The 23033-nt window shown below is 45.7% G+C and carries 14 protein-coding genes; 7 read left to right on the forward strand and 7 right to left on the reverse strand.

Going from position 1 to position 23033, the window contains the following annotated elements:
- The coding region (locus ACFOEE_RS03675; protein ID WP_377121033.1) for a tandem-95 repeat protein at nt 1-6595 on the forward strand (6595 nt) is incomplete at its 5' end.
- Between the two features lie 46 nt (nt 6596-6641).
- Here ACFOEE_RS03675 and ACFOEE_RS03680 read toward each other — a convergent pair.
- The 7 genes from ACFOEE_RS03680 to ACFOEE_RS03710 form a co-directional block, all read right to left on the reverse strand.
- Complete coding sequence (locus tag ACFOEE_RS03680) at nt 6642-7391, reverse strand: hypothetical protein (RefSeq protein ID WP_377121035.1); 750 nt, start codon at nt 7389-7391, stop codon at nt 6642-6644.
- Between the two features lie 106 nt (nt 7392-7497).
- Nucleotides 7498-9192, reverse strand: coding sequence for a HEAT repeat domain-containing protein (locus tag ACFOEE_RS03685; protein WP_377121037.1), 1695 nt, complete (start codon nt 9190-9192; stop codon nt 7498-7500).
- Nucleotides 9189-11012 (reverse strand): hypothetical protein, encoded by a 1824-nt coding sequence (locus tag ACFOEE_RS03690; RefSeq protein ID WP_377121039.1) that lies wholly within the window; start codon nt 11010-11012, stop codon nt 9189-9191. Before ACFOEE_RS03690 ends, ACFOEE_RS03685 begins: the two co-directional genes overlap by 4 nt.
- A gap of 125 nt (nt 11013-11137) precedes the next feature.
- Nucleotides 11138-11482, reverse strand: coding sequence for a gamma-glutamylcyclotransferase family protein (locus ACFOEE_RS03695; protein WP_377121041.1), 345 nt, complete (start codon nt 11480-11482; stop codon nt 11138-11140).
- Between the two features lie 129 nt (nt 11483-11611).
- The gene (locus tag ACFOEE_RS03700) at nt 11612-13756 is read right to left on the reverse strand and encodes a DUF6351 family protein (RefSeq protein ID WP_377121043.1); all 2145 of its coding nucleotides are present in this window, start codon (nt 13754-13756) and stop codon (nt 11612-11614) included.
- A gap of 136 nt (nt 13757-13892) precedes the next feature.
- Nucleotides 13893-14375 carry a SixA phosphatase family protein gene (locus tag ACFOEE_RS03705; RefSeq protein WP_377121045.1) on the reverse strand — a complete coding sequence of 161 codons (483 nt, stop codon included), beginning with the start codon at nt 14373-14375 and terminating at the stop codon, nt 13893-13895.
- A gap of 36 nt (nt 14376-14411) precedes the next feature.
- Nucleotides 14412-15167 carry a phytanoyl-CoA dioxygenase family protein gene (locus ACFOEE_RS03710; RefSeq protein ID WP_377121047.1) on the reverse strand — a complete coding sequence of 252 codons (756 nt, stop codon included), beginning with the start codon at nt 15165-15167 and terminating at the stop codon, nt 14412-14414.
- Nucleotides 15168-15589: 422 nt separating this feature from the next.
- Between ACFOEE_RS03710 and ACFOEE_RS03715 the strand changes: the two genes are divergently transcribed.
- The 6 genes from ACFOEE_RS03715 (at nt 15590) to ACFOEE_RS03740 (ending at nt 22890) form a co-directional block, all read left to right on the forward strand.
- The gene (locus ACFOEE_RS03715; RefSeq protein WP_377121049.1) at nt 15590-16846 is read left to right on the forward strand and encodes an efflux RND transporter periplasmic adaptor subunit; all 1257 of its coding nucleotides are present in this window, start codon (nt 15590-15592) and stop codon (nt 16844-16846) included.
- Between the two features lie 17 nt (nt 16847-16863).
- Nucleotides 16864-17580 (forward strand): ABC transporter ATP-binding protein, encoded by a 717-nt coding sequence (locus ACFOEE_RS03720; protein ID WP_377121051.1) that lies wholly within the window; start codon nt 16864-16866, stop codon nt 17578-17580.
- 1 nt (nt 17581) lies between these two features.
- On the forward strand, nt 17582-18895 hold the full coding sequence (locus ACFOEE_RS03725) for an ABC transporter permease (RefSeq protein ID WP_377121053.1): 1314 nt from the start codon (nt 17582-17584) through the stop codon (nt 18893-18895).
- A 10-nt stretch (nt 18896-18905) separates the two neighbouring features.
- A complete protein-coding gene (locus ACFOEE_RS03730; RefSeq protein WP_377121055.1) occupies nt 18906-20111 on the forward strand; it encodes an ABC transporter permease in 1206 nt (401 codons plus the stop codon).
- A gap of 134 nt (nt 20112-20245) precedes the next feature.
- The gene (locus tag ACFOEE_RS03735; RefSeq protein WP_377121057.1) at nt 20246-21583 is read left to right on the forward strand and encodes a sigma-54-dependent transcriptional regulator; all 1338 of its coding nucleotides are present in this window, start codon (nt 20246-20248) and stop codon (nt 21581-21583) included.
- Nucleotides 21583-22890: a sensor histidine kinase gene (locus tag ACFOEE_RS03740; protein WP_377121059.1), complete on the forward strand. Its 1308-nt coding sequence runs from the start codon at nt 21583-21585 to the stop codon at nt 22888-22890. Before ACFOEE_RS03735 ends, ACFOEE_RS03740 begins: the two co-directional genes overlap by 1 nt.
- Nucleotides 22891-23033 lie beyond the last annotated feature (143 nt).

The following is a 23033-nucleotide window of genomic DNA, read 5'->3' on the forward strand; positions in this document are numbered from 1 at the left end:
AGCGGGCGGTACGCTTTCAGGCTTTAGCGGCAGTGGTACCAGCTACACCGCAACCTTTACACCAACGGCGTCCAGCACCACAGCGGCAACCATTGACGTTGCGGCCAGCACCTTTACGGATGCGGCGGGTAACAACAATACGGCGGCAACTCAGGTATCTATGACCGTCGATACCGCGTTGCCGTCAATCACCATCGGTAGTAATAAAACGACATTAAAAGCGAGTGAAACGGCTACCATTACCTTCACGCTTTCAGAAAGCAGTACGACCTTTACCTCAACAGACGTCACGGTAGCAGGGGGGACGCTCTCAGGCTTTAGCGGCAGTGGCACCAGCTATACCGCTACCTTTACGCCAACTTCTGATAGCAACGGCACAGGCACTTTGGATGTGTCCGCAGCGACCTTTACCGATAGCGCGGGTAACGATAATACCGCGGCTACTCAAGTGAGTATTAGTTACGATACTAAATTGCCCACAGTTTCTTTGAGCTCGTCTGCGGCGGCTGAGGTGAATGACAAGTTTACAGTGACTATCACATTGAGCGAATCAAGTAGTGATTTTGTTGAGCAAGACCTAACCCTTACCAATGCGAGTAGCAGTAACTTTACTGGCAGTGGCACGAGCTACTCAGTAGATATTACACCAACAGCAGAAGGCTCAGTGGCCATTGATGTTGCAGCGGGTGTGTTTAGCGATGCAGCGGGCAACACCAATACAGCGGCAACACAGCTCACACGTTCATACGATACGACTGCGCCTTCAGGCCACAGCGTTGATATTGACCAAACGCTTATCAATACCAGCAATGAAAGTGCGTTCAGCTTTACTTTTGCAAATGCTGAAGTGAACTCAACCTTTACTTATACTGTATCAGATGGCGTCACCTCGGTTTCTAGTAGCGGCAGCACCTCGCTTACTTCTGCCACGCAGCAAGTGACGGGAATTGATGTTACAAACCTCAACGAAGGCACGCTGACATTGGAAGTGGTCGTTACCGACCCTGCAGGAAACGTGGCGAGTAAAGTAACGGATACAGTGCAAAAGCTATACGACATTGCTCCGACAGTCGTTAACGACAGTCTTACTACGGATGAAGACACAGCTAAACAAATTGATGTGTTAGCCAATGACTCAGACGCCAATAACGACATGGTTGCGTCATCCGCAGCGATTAAGACCCAGCCGCAGAAAGGTACTGTAAGTATCAGTAACGGTGTGGTGACTTATACGCCTAATCTAAATGTTAACGGCAGCGATAGCTTTACTTACACGGTTAAGGATGCGAAGCAACAAGAATCAGCTGTGGCAACGGTGTCGGTAACGATAACCGCTGTGAACGATTTACCAGTAGCTAAAACGTTAACTATCAACACGGACGAAGATACCGCAAGTTCTGCATTAAGTGTACGAAGTGAAGCAACTGACGTTGAAGACACCACTCCGACGGGAGCTTTGGCGCTTGTTACGCAGCCGCAGAAAGGCCAAGTAACGATAGACCAAACCGCAGGGACTTTCGTATATACCCCAAACAGTAATGCTAACGGTAGCGATAGCTTTACTTACACAGTGACTGATAGCCAAGGTGGTGTGTCCGCTGCGGCAACGGTGAATGTGAATATTGGCTCGGTAAATGATGTGCCAGTAGCCAATGCAGACAGCAAAACCTTTGATGAAGATACTGTTACAACACTCGATATACTGAGCAATGATACAGACATCGAGGACAGTGCCTTTAATAACAGCAGTATTACATTACAAGATGTAGGGCAAGGTGCTGGTGTATACAGCTTTGCAACTGTAACGATAGAGCAAGATGGCACGTTGAAAATTACGCCTACGGCGGACGTAAATGGTCAACATAGTTTCACCTATACGGTCACAGATAGTGGTTCTGCGGTTTCTAGTGCGGCAACAGTGACACTCAATATCACCGCAATTAACGATGCGCCAGTCGCCGTCGATAACCAAGCCCAGCTGTTAGAAGATGGTTCATTTGAAGTCAACGTGTTAGGTAACGATACCGATGTAGATACAGGTGACAGTTTCGACTTAACGTCAGTGACGGTGGTTAAAGCGCCAACTAAGGGCACGACTCAAGTGACGCAAACCGGCGCGATTGTTTACACGCCAACGGCCAACAGCAATGGTACTGATACCTTTACTTACACTGTAAAAGACCAAGCAGGTGCTGTGTCGAATGAGGCGACTGTCACCATGACTGTCACCCCTGTGAATGACGCACCGCTTGCGTCAAGTCAAACCTTGACGTTAAACGAAGACAACAGTTTAACCATCACCTTGGCCGCAACGGATATCGAAAACGATACACTAAGCTATAGTATCGTTACCGATGTGAACAATGGCACTTTAACTCAGCAGTCGACCAACACTTGGGTATATACGCCAACACTCAACTTTAATGGTAGTGATAGTTTCGTGTTTAAAGCCAATGATGGCACGGCCGACTCGAACGAAGCGACGGTTAGTCTTACTATCAACGCGGTAAACGATGCACCAGTAGCTGATGCTAAAATAGCCAGTGTCAATGAAGATAACAGTGTCACCGTAACACTCACTGCAACGGATGTTGAAAACAGCGCGTTAACCTATGCAATTGCAACAGCGGCACAAAATGGTAGTGCCAGTATCTCAGGTAGTACACTTACTTATGTACCGAATGCGAACTTTAATGGCACCGATACTATAGCAATTACAGCGAATGATGGAGAGTTAACGTCTGCGGTGGTCAATGTGGTCGTCACAGTTAATTCAGTCAATGACATTCCTATTATCTCAGGTAGTGCAACAACAAGTGTAAATGAGGATACAAGCTATCAATTTACGCCTTCGGCATCTGATGTTGAGAGCTCAAATTTAAGCTTTAGTATTGCTAACCAACCGAGTTGGGCAAGCTTCAATACTGCTACAGGTACGCTTTCAGGTGTACCGGGCAATAGCGATGTTGGTGTTTACAACGGTATTGTCATCACTGTAAGTGATGGTGTAGATACGGCTTCCTTACCCGCGTTTAGTATTACTGTGGTTAATGTTAATGATGCACCAACCATAAATGGCGTACCCGCAACGGGCGTGAAGCAAGACGAAAACTACCTGTTTACACCAACTGCGGCAGATATCGACAGTCCAGTACTGACTTTCGCTATCAGCAATAAGCCAGTTTGGGCAACATTTGACAGTGCAACTGGTAGCCTCGCGGGCACACCGACGCGTGAGCATGTAGGAACTACCTCAGGTATTGTGATCTCGGTTAGCGATGGTCAATTATCTGCCAGTTTACCCGCATTTAGCATCAATGTGGCTGAGGTAAATACAGCTCCGACCGCTGCCAATATGCAAGTTTCGTTAAAAGAAGACAGTACCACTAGCTTTGTCGCAGCGGTGTCTGATATTGATAAAGATGTGTTGACGCTCGCAGTACTGAGTGGTCCTACTAATGGCCAGTTACAAGTACAAGGGACAACCTTCAGCTATACCCCAAGTTCTAATTTTAATGGCAACGATAGCTTTACTTATCAAGTTAGTGACGGTGAATTGAGCTCAGCAGTCGCCACGGTAAACATAGTGGTGACGGCTGTAAACGATGCGCCGATTGCAGTTGCCGATGTATTTAATTTAACGGCCACAGCAGACAATGTGTATGAGTTGGATGTACTTGCCAACGATAGCGATGCGGATGGGGACGCTTTAAGTATTATTAGCGCGAAAACTTCGCTTGGTACTGTTACTGTTAGTAATGGACGCTTGCTCTTAAGTCCTACAGGGGTGATAACGGGTCCAATTTCAGTAAGTTATCTGGTTTCTGATCCGCAAGGCGCGACCAGCCGAGGTGAAGTAACGGTCAATATTACCAGTGCAGATAATGGTGGCCCTGTAATCACAGCTCCTGCTGATATTACGGTGAGAGCAAAAGGTTTATTTACCAAAGTAGATTTGGGGGCCGCGTCAGCCACTGATGGCAACGGCCAGCCGCTGCCTGTGTCGTTAGTCGATAAGAAAACAGTTTTCCCTCCAGGTACACATCTGGTTTATTGGCAAGTGACAGACAACCAAGGTAGAACAGCATTCGCGACGCAAAATGTGCATGTTGAACCGCTAGTTTCTATCAGTAAAAATAGTACTGTGATTGAAAACAGCAGTAAGACCTTAAATGTTTACCTTAACGGAACATCGCCTACTTACCCTGTGATTGTGCCATATAGCGTTTCTGGTTCAGCTACATTAGCAGATCACAACTTGGCAGATGGCGAAATTCGTATTGAGTCAGGTACGCAAGGGCAGGTCAGTTTCGATATCTTTGCTGATGATATTACAGAAGGGACAGAAAACATTGTTGTTTCTCTCAGCCCAGCACTTAACTTAGGCGCTAAATCCAGCACTCGAATTGACATTGTTGAGATTAACGTCGCACCGACACTCTCACTGCAAGCCACTCAAAATGATGAAGTCCGTGATTTAGTGACGCAAAGCGGCGGTGTGGTTAAAGTTATTGCAGAGGTCGATGATGTTAATCTTGGTGATATTGTCACGGTGGATTGGAATACCAAAGATCTCATCAATCAAAGTAACGATCCAAAGGTGTTTGAGTTTGATCCGACAAATGTCGCTGCTGGGATTTATACCATTAATGCCACAGCAAAAGATAATGGTTCACCAGCCAAATCGACCAAACAAACCGTGTATGTTGAGGTTATTGCGAGTTTACCAACGCTAACAGGCCAAGATAGCGATGGCGACTTAATTCCAGACGATCAAGAGGGCTTCATTGACTCAGACGGTGATGGCATTCCAGATTATCTTGATGCGATTGACGATTGTAACGTAGTGCAACAACGGGCGTTGGAATCTAGCCGTTTCTTGGCAGAAGGCTCGCCGGGCGTTTGTTTACGTAAAGGCGCAAACGTGCCCCAAAACCAAAGTGGCGGTGTGGAGCTATTTAATACTGAGCTGCTACCAGATCCAAATGCGCTCAATATCGGTGGTATATTCGACTTTATCGCCAATGGTTTACCAAATGTAGGCGATGTGTACGAAATTGTTTTACCGCAACGTGAGCCAATCCCATTGTCGCCTGTGTATCGCAAATTCCGTGCTGGTGAATGGGTCGATTTTGTGGTCGATGATTCGAACCAGTTGTTCTCTGCGTTAGGCGAGAAGGGCTATTGTCCACCACCGGGTGATGAACAATGGCAACAAGGCTTAACCTCAGGACATTGGTGTGTGCAGCTACGTATCCAAGACGGTGGCCCGAATGATGACGATGGCATTGCCAACGGCAGCATTGTAGATCCGGGTGGTATTGCTGTGATGAACAACGGTAACCAATTACCATTGGTTGTTGGTGATACGGCAACTACTCGTCAAGGGCTAGTAGTGACCATTGATGCGCTTGCTAATGACAGTGATGCCGATGGCGATGTACTTGAAATAACCAGTGCTGCAGTTGACTTCGGGGCTGTAGTGATTGAAGACAACAAGCTGGTCTATACACCGCTTGATAATTTACTGGGTAGTGCAAGTATTCTCTACGGAGTGAGTGATAATAAAGGTGGTACTGCCAGTGGTGAGGTTGTTGTCGATATCAAACTTAACCAAGCGCCAGTATTGGTCGCGGATAGCGCGCAAGTGATTATCGGCCAAACCGCAACGATAGATGTACTTGACAACGATAGTGATCCAGAAGGTGATGCGCTTATCCTCAAGGAAGCATTTGCAGCGCATGGTGATGTGAGTATCACTGTGGACAGCCAGCTGAAATACGTTCCTGATGCTAACTTCACTGGCGTTGACACTATCACTTATTACGTCCAAGACGCTTTGGGCGCTGCTGCGAGTAGTACCGTAGCGATTACTGTAACTAAGGAGCAAACACCAGTGACAGATAATAATGTAACGGCAAAATCGTCTGGTACATGGCATGTGGCAATGCTGCTATTAACAGGGATTGGCGGCTTATTGCGTCGTTTACGCCGCAACAGCTTTATGATGTTGCCGTTAGTTATGTGTGCATATGGGCTGGTACATAATAATACTGTTTACGCAGCGGAAGGTTGGGCGTTGGAAGCGGGCCTTGTGCAAAGCCAGGCAACTCAACCGAACTTGCCTGATAATTGGCTTGGCAGTAACTTAAGTTGGGATAAAAAAGACAGTGGCTTTTACCTTGGTGCGAACTATCAGTTCACACCAAGCTGGGCTGTAGGTGTCAGTTATCAAGACTTAGGTGATGCGACCGCCAGTTTTTCCATTCCTGCAAGTGCGCCGGCCGAGCAGTTGGCAATTGCACCTGTGCTTGGCGAGGGTATTTCTTTGTCTATGAGCTACGGTATTGAAGTGGCGAGCGGCTTTAAGGGTGAGGTGTTTGCTGGTTTGAGCAACTGGCGTGCCGATATGGTCGTAAATATAGCGAGTGGTACGTCTCACACTAATAGTATCAGCGGAACAGATCCACTACTTGGTATTGGTGCGAGCTACCAGCTAACTGAAGCGTGGGACGTTAAAGTGAAATATCAACATGAGCGTCGCGACCACAATCAGGTCAACTCAGTTAAGCTTGGTATGCAATACCGTTTTTAAATGAAGAACTTGGCGTCAGAGTTAGCTCTGGCGCCAAATGTTGAGATCAATTCAAATAAACCTTTAAGTCTTCAATAGTACGTTGCTGAACTGCTCGAATACTACTACCTGCTTTGTATTTACTATCAATAATCCCAGTGTTTGTGCGACTGAGATAAATAGTTAATGTACAGGGTTTAGAGGGATTTATGTCAGCATCTTTAAAAGCATTGAGACTGTTTAAAACCAGTTCATAGCTGCCGTCGTCAGACGTGTTTACTGTAGCACTTTGCGTAAATGTGTTGCCGTCACTTTTTCTAGTGCAGCGTGCAGAATAGTTGATATCAATCAGCTTATCTCCACCTAAACCTTGCCACGCAATATACATAGAGTCATCAAGTCGGAAGTTTTGCCCTTGCTGTGGTGCATAAATGCGAAATGCAGCAGGTAATTGTACAGTAGAAACGAGGGTTTGATTTTTACTCTCTCGCGTTAATTGTATGCTAAAGCTGGTATTAGTCGTTGTAAACGGCAAATAGGCTTGGTAATCAATATCAAAAAAGTCATGGTCTTCTTTAAGTTCACGAGTTTGACCATTCGCTGTGACTGTTAATTTATCACCAGCAGTGAGTTTGAGGTTGTTGCCCAGTGCGCCATCCACGTTTAACTCGGCGACAACCCGAGCTTGGTCGCCATCTGAGGTGACTTTCATGTCAGCCCAGATAACTTCGGTGCTGACTTGTCCAGATTCAGTTGTTTCACTAGAGCAAGCTACCGCCAAACAAAGGGCGGGCATAAGAAGATAACATTTGTTCATTTTCTATCCTTCGAACTCAATGAGGTGGATACCCATATTAAGTTTTAAGGTACAAGCAAACCATAGTAAATCTCAAGTATAATTATGTTAATAAATGTAGGCGTCCTCACTGTTGTTCAGGTTTTTCAATTATTTCAATCAAAGTCTTAAAGTTTCGCTTTGAAGTTTCGCTCGCAAGTTCGGTGCGCAATTGCTGTTTGAGCGCTTCAGGTACTTTTTGTTGACGTGCCAAGGTTAATAGTGACGTATAGCGTAGCGTTTCATCGTTACTTTTAGCATAGCTATACACTTGCTGCTGTTGTGCAGGCGTTAACTGAAAATTGCCTAACGCTGAGAGAGTCGCTTTCGTGGTTATCTTGCCCCTTGGCACATTTAGGGTATCGAATAACACCGTTTTTGCTTCTTCAGCACTAAGTCTGCCGAGAGATTTGATGGCTGCAGTGCTAACCCGTGCTGAGTGGTTGTTAACGTAGTTTTTCAATGTGCTCAGGTGTTCTGCTTTACCCGAATTACCTAATGCACCTAATAAGGCGGCTTGTTTTTCTTCATCGCCAGTTTGTTGTAACGCGGTAGTCAAAGTATCGTGTAGAGCTTGTACTTGGCTAAGCTCATTTTGCGTTTTTAATATTATCCCCAAGGTAAGATAAAAATTCTGCCTCATTTCACTTTCTTGGCTGTCAAAGCCCTGTGTGATCAGTGCCGCAAGTTTGTTCACAACGTCTACTGGGAATGGTTTGTCGCCATGTGCCAGTGCGCGTAAGGCACGAAACTGAGTTTCTGGAAATGCGGCATTACTCGCTAATACATCCACCAGTAAGCGTTTAGCATTGTCCGAGCCTAAGATCCCTAGCGCGTTTAACAAACGCATTTGCGTTTTATCGGCCAAGGTATGGGCATTGATTACCGTCGCAAGTTGCGTCAAAATTGGCTCATACTTTGCCAGCTGCTGCGCTAGTAAGTACGCATCAATTTGAGTTAAATCTGTATTCATTAGCGCATCTAACTCTGCTTGTAATCGCGCTAATTCTTCGTCTGTGTAGTGGATAACTTGTTTGGGCCACAGTTCTAGTTCCTGTGGTAATTCAAGGAGCTTTGATGGGAGTGCTGCGGAAGGTTTCAGCTGATATTGCTGGATTGTGGTAAAATCAAGAGCTTCGTTGCTACTTTTAAATGTGAGTTGTTCAGAGCCAATGCGAGCAGTAACACCACATTTATTAACTTGCAGCAGGTGTTTTGATGCAGCAATAGTAACTTTTTGCAATGCGCTCGACGCAAGGCTTGGCAGCTGAACATACTCTAACTTTTGCATGCTAATACCATCTTGCTCTACTTGATAACTCGCTTGATATTGACCCAAAGTGTCGTTTTCTAGCACTGTTATCGGTTCTGTTTTAGGTGTTCGCCATTGCAACAGATAAGCCAAACCTTTTAGTTTTTGCTCCGCCGCTTCATCAAGGGGCTGGGCAAACCAAAATTGGCTTATGGTCCCCTCAGTTGATTGCAAAAATGCAAAGGGAATTTCATAGTCCGGCTGACGAGCCTCATGCCCTGCTTCTTTCGCGATGACATCGCTGGCAACCGCACCCCACCAACCTGGTTGATCATTCAAGGTAACAGGACGCAGTGCAATGCGCCCTTTTAGTTCAATCATACTTTGTTTGCCGGAGGTTAAACCCGACATGGCAAATGTAGTTTGGGTATCAATAGTAAAATCGAGTACCCGCGCACAGCTTGATGATGAGGCATGTGCATTTTGCACTAACAGCATCAAGATGAAAGTGCTGATTGATTGCCACCTCATAAATTAACTGTGCCTTCTTTATCGAGTAAGGTCCAAGACTTCTGATATACGCTTGGGGTTTGATAAAGCCATAAATCATAACGGGTAGTTTTGGTGCCGCAAGGGTAAGGGATCCCCCATTTGGAACACCATTTTATACCTGAGGTTTCGGCATATAGACCAAATTTACCTGAGATCACATCAATATCGTCGGTTAATGCCAGCGCATAATAAATATGGGGTGTAGGGTTGTCATTAGACACCAATGCAAAGCCTGCGCTGGAGTCCATATTGAAGACATTGTCGATAAGGTTAAAGTCGGCTTGCACACCAGCAGAGGCAATGGCTAAATCGACCCCGCCACGACCAAACGCGCCAAAGTCTACTGAGAATAAGTCACCACCGGCATACAATTCCGCGTTATATCCTACAGTCAGTTCAAAACCTAAACTGCCGTCAACTCCAGCTTGGACTGACATTGGAATAGGGCCCACGCTAAAAGTGGCTTTTGCCAGCACCTTTTCTTCTTCCCAGCTTTTGGTCCAAGATTTCTCATATTTAGTGGTGTAACTTTCGTCTTCAAAAACCACATTGTTAAAGATGGTCATTTCGGAACTGTAGCCAGTATTTGTACCACTGACATAGGCGCTGCCATCGTATGAGATACCAAATAAGGTATTTTTTGCGTTAAAGAAATAAGCATCAACACTGCCTTCTGCTGTGATACGTGCACCTGGGTCACTGTCTGGCACGATAAGCAGTTGGCCCGACAAATCGACTCCTACACTGAATTTAGACTGGTCACCATAAGACTTGGCAAAGGATTGTGATAACTTGATATTGGCGATTTTGCCTGCACTTGTGCGTTCAGCCGTGTCGTTGAAAAAGTACAACGGAATACTTGCCAATAACTCATCATTGGCTGGGTTGTGATCTGAACTTAAGTCGCTTTGAGCAATACGAAAACGCACGGCAAGTGGTGCGCCCAGTTGATTTAGAGTTTGGTATTCTTGATACAATAAAGCGGTCAACTCGTCAGAAAAGGCGATGTCAAAAGCGATATGTTGTTCATGGTTTTCAGCATTAAATTGGTAGCTAAACGCATCGACAAAACGACTGTGATCTTTTGACCAAAAGTGAAGTGGGTGCCAATTGCTATTTACTTGCGCTTCGGCAGTAACTGTCACGACATCGCTGTTGTTACCGTGGTAATCGGCAGTTAAGTAACCAACCAAATCGGAATGCAAATGGCTGGTGCCAAGGTCAATGTGGGGCGCATCAAGCAGTAAGGCATTTTGTCCAAAGGTCATCGCAAGTAACTGATAATCATGAGCACTGATAGGCGCTATATGAATATTGGCGTAAGGGTAATCCCCTTTGGCGAAGTGCTGATGGTCTAGATTGGGGGGGTTGTCGTCCTCGTTGTCTTCAGTATGATTGTTTAGCGGGTCTAGCTGGGCAACAATGCGATATTCACCGCCGGCTAAATTGTCAGGTAATTCAACGTCTAGAGATAAGGTATGTTGTCCTTGAGTGAGCTGGCTCAACGTTGTGACCCCTAACTGATAAGCCGCATCAATGGTTTGCTCAGTCGCGTTACTGGTATCTTGTAATTCGTCTTGATGAATAAGGTAAAAATGCACATCAACTTCAATGTTATCAAAGCCAATGATGTTGAGATCGTAAAACACCGTAAAATTTGCCTGTTGCTCTAAATTGAGCAGCGGACCTGTATCCACTTTGGTAATCGTGAGATTTTTTTCCGGTTCACTGTCCTTAAGCTGGCAAGCAGATAAAAACAGCAAAGAAGAGAGCAAAACGAGCGCAGTAACAAACTTCATGACAACATCCTTGAAAAAGGGATTTAGCGTAATCATGACAGCTTAGCTGGGAATTGTGCATTAACTGTGGAGAAATAACGGATCTCCCGTCATCAACGAGCAAATTATGGTCGAATTCGTCACCATTATGGGGTGTTTATATCAGCCGCAACATAAACCCAACAGTGATTACCAGATTGTAATGGTGCTTCAACACGTTGATAATCGCCCACTTCATAACCATCAGCCTGCTCGAGCTCTTTTTGGGTGATTTCAAATACCGTTCCACTCACACTGTCACTCTCATTCCCTCGATACAAAATAGGGTGATAGCGTTGGCCACTGCTTTTCAACACCGCTTCATCGGTGATTTCAACTTGCTGGATTTGATATCCGAGTAAAAAGTCAGGAGTGCCAGTGAGTAAACGACCAAAAGTGTCGAGCTGAACTTGCGGTAGCTGTAAAGTACCGTAGGAAAATAACAAAGGCATATCGAATTCCTTGAGTTGCTAAGTGATTTCAGCATTAGCCAACATTCAGTTGACTAGGCGACTGATGTCGAGTGTACAGTAGGGTGCAAGAGTTGTCACTTCGGCCTAATTTGAGTTTTTGAGTGTTTATCAAAGGTCACTTGGACGCCCTTGATCACGCTGTTGGTAGTCGCACACCCCATCAGGGAAAATCTCTAGTAGTTGGGTTTGGTATGCTGACATATCAACAGTGCCATACAGCCCTTTGTCTAACGCCGATGCAACGGGGATCAAGGCACATTTGAATAAGTCGCCCGCCCATGGCGCACCAGCAACAATGCGACTGGTGCTGTACATCGGGAAATAACTTAAACAAGTACCTGGTGGGCGGTTGTTCCAGGTCCCATCAAACACTTGGCCCCCCTTTGCAAGGGTTTCCCCTTGTTTGCCAAAGCAGGTATCTTCTAGCTCAGCGGGTTTGGCAGCGACGACGCCTTCTAGTGTGCGTGAGGACATAGCCAATTGCCATTTATCCATCAAGGCTAAGGCTTCTGTGGTCGGATCATAGTTTTTATCAGCCACCCAAATAACATGATTGGCGGTTTGCCCAGTTGCTTGTTGAATACGTAAGCGGCTATAAAACGAGGCGGACATATGATGCATGTCGAGCTGGTTCTCAAGATAATGGCGTGCATCTATAATCGGCAACCAAACTTTACCGATAAAGACTTGGCCTGAGCGATACGCTTGCTGCATCGCGGTAATGTCGCCTTGGTGACGTGCTGCGGTATTGGCAAGCGGGGAAACTTCGCTGACATTTTGGTTCCCCCATAACGAGAGCCAAATTGGCAGTTTATGCCCAAACGGCATAATGATGTCTTCTGCTTGCATCTTCGCTTGCGGTAACCAAGCGCCAATATGACGGTTCAGATGCAGAAACTCTGCTACTGATATTTCGCCCTCTTTTAAGGCTTGCAAACCATATTGGACACCGACATTGTCCCATGTGGAGCGACCAAAGCCTTGCTCATCGAGGCCCAAAATGGCACTTAAATCCTGCCAATAGCTCCATTTTGTACTTGCTACCACATCTGAGCTGAAAAAAGCGCGTAAAAACCCCTGTCGCGGGTTATTAATGAAACTCGAGAGACCGAAATAACCATTGATACACTCGCTACTGCCATCAGGGAAATCAGGTACAAATCCCGCCATTAATTGATTGAGTGGTTGTAAATAGCCTGCTTTTTGTGGAAAGTCATTAATCGCGTTCATTCCTTCTATTTGCCGCCGCCGTTCCCAATCACGCCAGTCCTTTTTATGTTTGGCGCGAAAAGTGAAGTAGTTGTTGAGTAAATCACAGTCCAGCGCGTAAGTAGTTTGTGTGATCATATCTGGGTAGCTATAAAGTGGAATAAGGCCATCTAAAATTCCCGCGCCGTTTTGCGCTAGCAGATACTGGGCAAGGCCACCACCAGAGCCGCCAATCCCAACCGTATACAAAGGTTCACCATACAGGCTCACGAACTGACGTTTCACCCGAGCTGCAGTGTCTTCGGCAAGTAGCATGTTGTAGGTGTAGCTGGTTTTATTGCCGCTTGAGGAGATCACCGCATAACCTCCTTTAAGCTGCTCCAGTTGATTTTCGATCAGGCCGTGGGCCGATAACCGTCCTTGCCGATAACCTATCCCTGAGCCGCCATGGAATTGATAAATCAATCTTTTATTCCACAAACTATGTGCCGTTCGGTTATCAACTTCTGAAGGTGTGATGGGCATGATGATGGCGTAAATAAAGCGATTGATGGTGCCTTGTTCAACCCGATAAAGCGGAGTTGCTAAGTTTTTGGTTTGTTCTACGGTGACCTTTTCAAGTTGTCCATTAACTAATGAGAAGTAATGGAGTGCGGTTTTACTGCCACAATCTTTGCTGTAACCAACAATGTTGTCACCTTGGTATACACGTACACCTTCGCGATTTTGATTGTCGATTTCAGGCTGGCCTAAGCCAGAATCCAGCGTCATGCAGAAAAAGGGGTATTGCTTAGGTCCAGAGTATAAACTCTCTGCAGGACCTACTTCACCAACGGCAATGGGGTAAATAACTGAGTCTCGCGGGCGCTTAACTTTGCTAATGTGGGGGTAAAAATCGAGTAAATTGCCTTTGTCACTATTACTGGCGGTGTGAATCACTTGCCGTGTCACATACGGATCTACAGGCTGAAAATAGTGCCAAGTCACTAAGCCTGTGGTGATGCAGAGCAGCACCAGAGATACTAGCAGCATACCTTTTTTCATAACCCACCTCAGGTGATAACAAGGCCTCTTTCTAAGTTTAGCTAGCACTCAGTTGAAGGTTGTTATTTGTTTGTGAGGGGGTGTTAAAAAGTGCGCTACAGTAAGAATGTTATGCACTTTTAATCAAAGGCTAAGTTTAGGGGAGCGCCTGTAAATCAGAGGATGTTTCAACAACCGAAAAACCATCAGGACTCTTTTTTAACCAATAAATGACATCAAATTGCGACTCAGGTATGGTTTTATTGATACCAGTCAGCGCCTTAAGTAACGCTGGTGTAGTATTACTATGGCCGACTACCACCACAGTGCCCGACATCGCACTGAGCGCCTTGGCAAAATTATTTAAGTTCTTTGGATTGTAGATTTGCACGGGGAGATTCACCACTTTGGCAAGTGGGGCAATCGTTTGTGTGGTGCGCAGATAATCCGTTGAAAACAGTAATGTTGGTTGTAGTGGTGCAATTAACTCTGCCAAGCGCTCAGCTCGCGCTTTACCTTGCAGAGTTAACTCAGGGTCTTGTCCTGCTTGTTTTTCCGCATGGCGAAATAGAAATATCTCTAGGGAAAAAGCGCTGCTGCAAAACACCAATAAGCAGCAAATGAACAAAGTGCGAAACATAGCGTAACCTTAGTTGTTATTGTTTTCACTGCTAGTCTAAGGAAAAACCGCCAGACATTCCAGCGTGGCACGGATCTCAGCGCAAGGCTGATGCACATCATTTAAAAACGAGTGCATTTCCGGCTCACAAAATAGAATATCTAAGGCAAAGCGCTGGTTTCCGTATAGACCTCGATGCAGCATATTGGCAGAAAATGCCAACACATCACCGCGTTTAAGCGGCAATGCAACGCTCCCTGGAATGGAGTCGCTTTTACTGCGGCCGTTACGCTCTAGCCGTACATCTAAGGCTTGTTCACTGTCCCACTGTTTATGGCTTTTGGGGACTAATTCCAAGCCGGGTTCATCAGCAAGTGGAATACGCACATGGATCACGTCTGGGCCGTGCAAAGCAGCTTGTTGCTCTTCAATACTGAGATGATATTGGCCGTCACGGTGCCAGTAATTTTTTTGATGAGGATTGTAGGGGTCAAAAAACAGCTGAGAGTTCATATAAACTGGGCGGCGTAACAAGGCACTTGCTAGTTTGGTCATGCTGTCGCAACCGATCAAGGTAAACAGGGTTTGCCGCTCTGCTTTATTTAAGTAAGTGTCGGCTGTCAAGCCAGAGGAATTCACTGCATGGCTTTTGTAAAAGGCATGATTGTCTTCTAACCAACGATCATGAAAGGCACGCACTACAGGCTCAATCTTATCGAGCATGGTTTGAGAAAAGAATTTGGGTAAACAAACATAACCAAATTCTTGGTAAGCCGCTGCGGCTGCATGCAAATCTGATTGGGTAACTTCCATAATCCGTTCCACCAAACCCAAAACTTTCCCAAGTATAGATACTCACAGCCAAGATTGCACACTAACGCGTTATTTTGTTTGAACTTATCTTAATTGCTTAATGCTTTAGGATTGGAATTGCGTCTGGCTCAACGGATGGTGTGCAAGATCCCTGTTACAGTAAAAGTGTCCGCTACGGACACTTTTACTGTCCGCGGACACCAAATCTCACTGTAAAATTAAACAAAGTCATTTAAAAACATAAGGTTAAAAATTGGCACGAGAATCGAATAGAAATTAGTAGAGATCATTCATTGTCTAAGTAAACCGAATGGGGACGCTATGTTGATCAGTGCATTTTTAATTTCACCTCTCACTATGTTGCTCATCGCGCTGTGCATCAAGCTGAGTGAAGGTAAACGGGCGGTATAAGGAAAACAATCATGATAAGAGATACCAGCGGACAAGATATTGTTGTTAAGTCAAAATCAAAAATATGGCGCAATGGGGTCATTGTCGCTGCTGCGTTATTGGTGATGGCGTTATCTGCCAATGCCATTATGAATAGTAGTGGCGCTGCTAAATCTATTGCCCGTGACAGCGTGCAAATTGCTGCCGTTATTAAAGGCGATTTAGTGCGAGATTTGATAGCAACGGGCCGTATCGTTGCAGCCAATGCCCCGCAAGTTTATAGCCCAGAGCAAGGTTTTGTGGACTTGCAAGTAAAGGCCGGCGATACCGTTAGCGAAGGACAAATTGTTGCGATAGTAGATAGCCCAGAGCTTAACAATGAGCTAAAGCAACAACGCTCTGAATTAGACCGAGTAAAAGGCGAATTGGCACGAAAAGAGTTAGAAGCGCGGCGCCAAACGCTCAATCTCAATAAACAACTCGATATGGCCCAAGTAGAGCTTAACGCGGCTGAACGTGAAAACCGTCGTGCGCAACTTTCCATTAAGCAACATTTGATAAGCCAAATTGACTTAGAAAAAGCGGTTGATGATCTGGCTCGTGCCAAGCTGACTTTTAAACATGCAGAGCAAGAAGTGTTGCTGGCAAGAGACACTCTGGCTTTTGATTTACAAGCAGCAAAAAGCACCGTAGCTAGACAACAGCTGGTGGTCGACGAACTCGTGCGCCAAGTGGGCAATTTAACCATCACAGCCAGTGTGGCTGGGATCGTGGGGAATTTGAATGTGCAACCTAAAGCGTTAGTAAGTAAGAACCAAGCGCTAATGACCTTAGTTGACTTAAGTGCTTATGAAGCTGAATTACAAGTGCCGGAGAGCTACGCCAATGAACTTGGCCTTGGCATGGTGGTTGAGCTAAAAATTGGTGCCAATTTAGTGACTGGAACTTTGTCAGCCATTTCGCCTGAGGTCACCAATCGTGAAGTGACCACTCGGGTGCGCTTTGACCAAGCTGATTTAACTGGCATTCGCCAAAATCAGCAACTCTCAGCGCGGGTGTTACTTGAAAACAAGCCAGAAGTATTGAAAGTCAAACGTGGCGCCTTTACCCAATCGGGTGGCTTTGTTGCGTACAAACTGAGTGGCAACGTTGCGGAGCGAATCGAAATTCGGACAGGAGCGGTTAGCGTCAGTGAAGTCGAAATTCTTAGTGGCTTAAACGTCGGCGACCAAATCATAATTTCAAATTACGAAGCATTTAATCAAGCACCATCTGTGCAGTTAAACTAATCAACAGGAAGATAATCATGTTAGAAATGAAAAACATCAGCAAAGTATACCAAACAGAGATGGTGCAAACCCACGCATTACGTGACTTCAATTTGCAGGTAAATGAAGGTGAGTTTATTGCGGTGACTGGGCCGTCGGGTTCAGGCAAAACCACTTTTTTGAATATCGCAGGGATGTTAGAGCCATTCTCAGGCGGTCAATATCTGCTGGATGGTGTTGATGTGGGTAAGCTTTCTGATAATCAACGCGCTGATTTACGTAATCAGAAAATTGGTTTTATTTTCCAAGGTTTTAATCTCATTCCCGATTTGAATTTATATGAGAATGTCGAAGTGCCGCTGCGCTATCGCGGGATCAAAGCCGCTGAGCGTAAGCGTCGTATTGAACAGTGTTTAGAACAAGTCGGCCTTGCCAGTCGTGCCAAACATTTACCACAACAACTCTCTGGGGGTCAGCAGCAAAGGGTCGCGATAGCTCGTGCATTGGCAGGCGAACCGCGCTTTTTGCTTGCTGACGAACCAACAGGTAATTTAGACAGCCTCATGGCTCGCCAAGTTATGGAGTTGCTCGAACAAATCAACCGTGACGGCGCCACCATAATTATGGTCACGCACGACCCTGAGCTTGCCCGCCGTGCGCCGCGTAATATCCAAGTCGTTGACGGTCAGTTAGCGGATTTCACTTTGTATCAAGGTGCGCGAAAGTCCGCGAGCGCAATCCTAGAGGGGGTGTAAGATGTTTGCCCACTACCTTGATTTAAGTTGGCGTAGCTTTAAACGTACGCCTTTGGTGAGTAGCTTAATGGTTATCGCCATTGCCATTGGTATAGGGATTACCATGACCAGCTTGTCGGTCTACCACATGATGTCAATGGACCCTATTCCGCATAAAAGTGCCAAGCTCTTTCACCCTCAGTTACGCACTATGGATGAAGGCAGCCAACTTTGGACCAGCGATAACTTCCCGCTGCAGTTCACTTATCAAGATGCCATGAACTTGATGAATGCGCCTCTCCCAGAGCGCAAAACTGCCAGCATGCGCTCTGGTTTTTCTGTGCACTTAAATACCGCGGAATTAAAGCCATTTACAGAAAATACCCGTTTGGTTGGCAAAGACTTCTTTGCGATGTTTGAGCGTGAGTTTGTTTATGGCGGGGTGTGGACAGATGCACAAGAAGAAGGCGCAGCACCGGTTGCTATTATTAGCGAATCACTCAATGACAAACTATTTGGTGGTGAGAACTCAGTAGGTAAATCGTTATTCTTAGATTCGGATAGTTTTCAAATTGTCGGTGTGGTTAAAGAATGGCGTACCCATGTTAAGTATTACGATTTGAATAACGGCGCATTTAACGACCCTGAAAGACTTTTCATCCCATTTTCTCTAGTTGCAGCGCGCGAAATTAATAACTGGGGTAATACCAATGGTTGGAAGTTTGAAAAGTCAGATACCTTTAAAGACAAATTACAATCAGAAAAGTTTTGGATCCAATTCTGGGCGGAACTACCCGATGAGCAAGCTAAACAGGAATATGGCGCTTACTTAATGGCGTATATGGAAGAGCAGCAAAAGCTGGGTCGCTTTAATCGCAAAGAACTCGCTTACAAGTTGAACGATGTGAATGCGTGGATGGAATATAACAAGGTGGTTTCTGAAGATAACAAAATTTTAGTCGCGCTGAGCTTTATGTTCTTGGCAGTGTGTTTGGCGAATATCCTTGGGCTGTTATTGGCAAAGTTCCTGCGCCGCGCCCCAGAAGTTGGCGTGCGTCGTGCGCTTGGCGCCAGCAAACGTCAGGTGTTCTATCAACATATTGTTGAAGTGTCGATGTTGGGTTTATTTGGTGGGGTACTCGGTATTTTGGTTGCGCAAATTGGCTTGTTTGGGGTTCGGCAAACCCAAGATTACTACAACAATTTAGCCACTATGGATTGGAGCATGCTCCTTGCTGCGCCCTCGATTGCTATTGTTGCCTGCGTTGTTGCTGGACTATATCCCGCCTGGCTAGTGTGCCGCACTACGCCAGCCACTTATTTGAAAAGCCAATAAGGAGCCGACCATGTTTGAAATAGGGCCCATTTTTAATGCATTACGCCGTTCCAAAGTTGGCGCGATTTTGTTACTTATCCAAATTGCGATCACGACCGCCATTGTGAGCAATGCGGCATTTATTATTCAAGATAGATTGCAGTATTTACAGCAAGAAACCGGCTATCCAGAGCAAGACTTATTTAGTTTTTCAGTCATGACCTTTGGCCAAGATGTTGACCTATCGCAGCAATTTGAGCTTGATGAAACTATGCTACGACAATTACCTGGTGTAGTGGACGCAAGCATTACTTCAGTCGTGCCTTTATCTGGTTCTGGCAGCGCCAGCGGATTTAATCTTAAACCAGCGCCTGAACAGAGTAAAAATGTCCGTGCTGCATATATTTTTGCTGACGAGCATATGTTGTCTACCTTAGGTGTGGAGCTGATTGCGGGGCGTAATTTTACCCAAGATGAAGTGGTTATCGCCAAAGATCTCTCTAAGTTGCCAAATGTTGGTCTTGTTACTCAGGCATTTCTTGATGAAATGTTCCCAGAAGGCGATGGCCTTGGCCAAACCATTTATTTGGGGGATAAAGGCCTCACCATTATTGGTGTTATCAAACAAGCGTCTGGCCCATGGCTAAAGGACTCTCGGCCGAATAATCTGGTTATTATCCCGTTTGTACAGGCTAGTGCAGTGCAAGAAGTGATTGTGCGGACTGAACCCGGTCAGCGCCAAGCAGTCATGGCTCAAATCGAAGATTTGATGCTGAATGCCTATGATAAAAGAGTGCTCAACTGGGTCAAAGGCTTGGACGAACAAAAAGCAGATTACAACGCGGGCGATACGCTGATGATGCGCATGTTGATAGTGTTAATTGTGGTGCTAATCTTAGTTACTGCCCTAGGTATCTTCGGTTTAACCCTGTTCAATATCAGTAAACGGACTAAGCAAATCGGCACGCGCAGAGCCTTAGGGGCGCGCAAATCGGCCATTATTCGCTATTTCCTAGTTGAAAACGTGATGATTTGTCTGGTTGGTTTACTGTTAGGTGGCGCTGGGGCGGTGTATCTTGGCCAACAATTGATGGCACATTATTCGATACCTCAACTGCAGCTTGTTTATGTATTTGCCACGGCGATTGCGGTGCTGTTAATGACGATTATCGCGGTATTTGGACCGGCCAAACGTGCGGCGGATATTTCACCGAGCATTGCAACGCGTAGTATCTAATCTAAACAACGTGCTACACTGGCGACAGGGTAGCACTTTTGTTCCCGCTTGTTCGCTGAAGATAGTTGGCGCAGTTTGCCGTCAAGAGGCGATCATAAACTGGGGGCGTAAAAATAATAACATAGCGTGCATTCATGGATAAGATATTGATAGTAGACGACAATACTGCGGTGCTTGAGGCATTGTCGTTACTTTTAGAGATTCACGGCTATGCCGTAGCCACCGCCAAAACGCCTTTCGAAGCGCAGCAAATAGTCAATTACCAACGGATTGCGTTGGTGATCCAAGATATGAACTTCAGTACTGACACCACCTCGGGCGAAGAAGGCAAAGCGCTGTTTTACGCGCTGCGTAAATTAAACCCGAACCTGCCGATTATTTTGATCACCGCTTGGACTGAACTGGAAAGTGCCATTGAACTGGTCAAAGCAGGCGCTGCCGACTACCTTGCTAAGCCTTGGGACGACCATAAGCTGCTCACCAGCATTGCCAACTTAGTGGCACTTGGCAAAGCGCAAACGGCCAGCGAAACCTTGTCGCGTCAAGAGTTGGAGCGTCAAGATAGCCGCGTTCAGGCTAAAAAAACGGGCTTGATTTACGCCAGCCAAGCCATGCAGCGCTTGGTTGATATGGCACTGCAAGTAGCAAAGTCCGATATCTCGGTGCTGATTACAGGCCCCAACGGCAGTGGTAAAGAGAAAATTGCAGAGCTCATTCAAGCGAATTCTCATCTTGCTAACCAGCCATTTATTAAAGTGAATGCCGGCGCCTTACCTGCCGAACTGATTGAAGCTGAATTGTTTGGCGCAGAAGCTGGAGCTTTTACTGGCGCCACCAAAGCGCGCGTAGGGCGTTTTGAAGCTGCGAATGGTGGCACCTTGTTTTTAGATGAAATGGGCAATTTGCCTTTATCCGGGCAAACTAAATTACTTAGGGTGCTACAAACTGGCGAGTTCGAACGTTTGGGGTCGGTGAACACCCACAAAACCAAAGTGCGAGTGATCTCTGCTACCAACGCCAATTTGTTAGAGGATATTCAGCAAGGCCGGTTTCGCGAAGACTTGTATTATCGCCTCAATGTCATTGAACTACATTTGCCCGCATTATCGCAACGTATCGACGATATTTTGCCGCTAGTCGGACATTTTCTCCCAAATAGAGTGCTCAGCCGTGAGGCGGAATTAAAGCTCTGCCACTATTCATGGCCTGGTAATGTACGGGAATTAGAAAACGCCTGTAAACGGGTTGCAGTATTAAAACCTGAAGGTATTTTAGAAGCTGACGATTTTGCGCTGCAGTCGCTGCAACGGGAAAGTCCAGCAGCGGTGGTCACAAGTCTTGAGCCAAATAAGGCTGAACTAGAAACGGCAATGCGTGACTACCAAGGGGTAATAGCCAAAGTGGCGCGCCATTTTGGTATGACTCGGCAAGCTTTATATCGTCGCTTACAGAAATTTGGCATAGACTACTAATGCGCCACTCATTAATGACTAAACTCCATGTCATCACCCTGCTTGCCATAGCGCTGGTATTAATACCTATACTGTGGATTTTAGACTGGACTGTATTAGAAAAATTGCTGCTAGTTATAGCTGCGTTTAGTCTCAGTGTAATACTGGTACATAGTTTAAGTCAGGATTTACGTGATGGCCTTGCCGCACTTGAGCTGGGCCTATTGAATTTTAAAGATGGTGAGTTTGCCTCTCAGCTGGCTTATGACAAAGACGACGAATTTGGTCATTTATGCCAGTTGTATAACTCAACCGCCGGCCAGCTGCGTGCAGAAAAGCAATGGCTCTACCAGCGTGAATTGATGCTCGACAAAGTTCTGCAAAGTGCGCCTCAAGTCTTGATGCTAGTGAATAGCAATGAACAAGTGGTGTTTTCAAATTTGGCTGCGCGTGAACTATTTCGTTGTCCATCGCGCTTGGAAGGCATGCAATTCGATACTTTGTTTGATGCCGCACCTGCGGGCTTACAAGCTGTGTTAAGTCATAAGCGTGATGGGCTATTTAGCTTGCAACCAGAGCACAGTGAAACCCAAACTTGGCACTTAACCACGGGGGCATTTTTACTTAATAACCAGCATCATACATTATTTATTTTAAAGCAAATGACACGTGAGTTAAGCCGTCAGGAAGTGATGGTATGGAAAAAAGTCATCCGCGTGATAAGCCATGAGCTTAACAATTCGCTGGGGCCAATCTCATCTATGTTACACAGTGGTAAAATCCTCACTGAAGGTCTCAACGACAATCGCTTAACTCGAGTGTTTGCCACCATAGATGAACGTATTAAACACTTGACTGAATTTGTTCATGGTTACGGTAAATTTGCCAAGTTACCACAGCCAAAACTCAGTCAAATAGCTTGGTTGCAATTTGCCAAAGCTTTAAGTGCCCACTGGCAATTTCAATACGATTTACAATGTGAGGCCACTTTAACCGCCGACCGTGTGCAACTTGAACAATTACTTATCAACCTATTGAAAAATGCCCATGAATCAGGCTCCGCATTGGATCAAATTGTCATTAAGCTTAGTAAGCAGGGGCAACATGTGCAGCTAGATGTACTTGATAGAGGCAAAGGCATGAGCGAACAAGTCATGGCCAATGCGCTCGTACCATTCTATTCCACCAAAGCCACTGGCAGCGGCCTAGGACTTGCGCTATGCCGCGAGATTGTCGAAGCCCATCATGGCCAGATTTCACTTTATAATCGTGACGGTGGCGGGCTTGGTGTAAGAGTGCAGTTACCTGTGTTTGTACAGGAAAGTTAAATATATATTCTAGCTAAGTATTAATACTAAAGCCTTTACCACATTTACATGTTTTATTGTAGATAATAGGGCTGACTTCTTAGTGATCAGGGCAAGAGCATGAAAAATCACTTGCTATTCAATACCTTTTCTAAATAGCACTC

It is taken from the genome of Pseudoalteromonas fenneropenaei (genome assembly GCF_042643375.1).
Taxonomy (GTDB): Bacteria; Pseudomonadota; Gammaproteobacteria; order Enterobacterales; family Alteromonadaceae; genus Pseudoalteromonas; species Pseudoalteromonas fenneropenaei.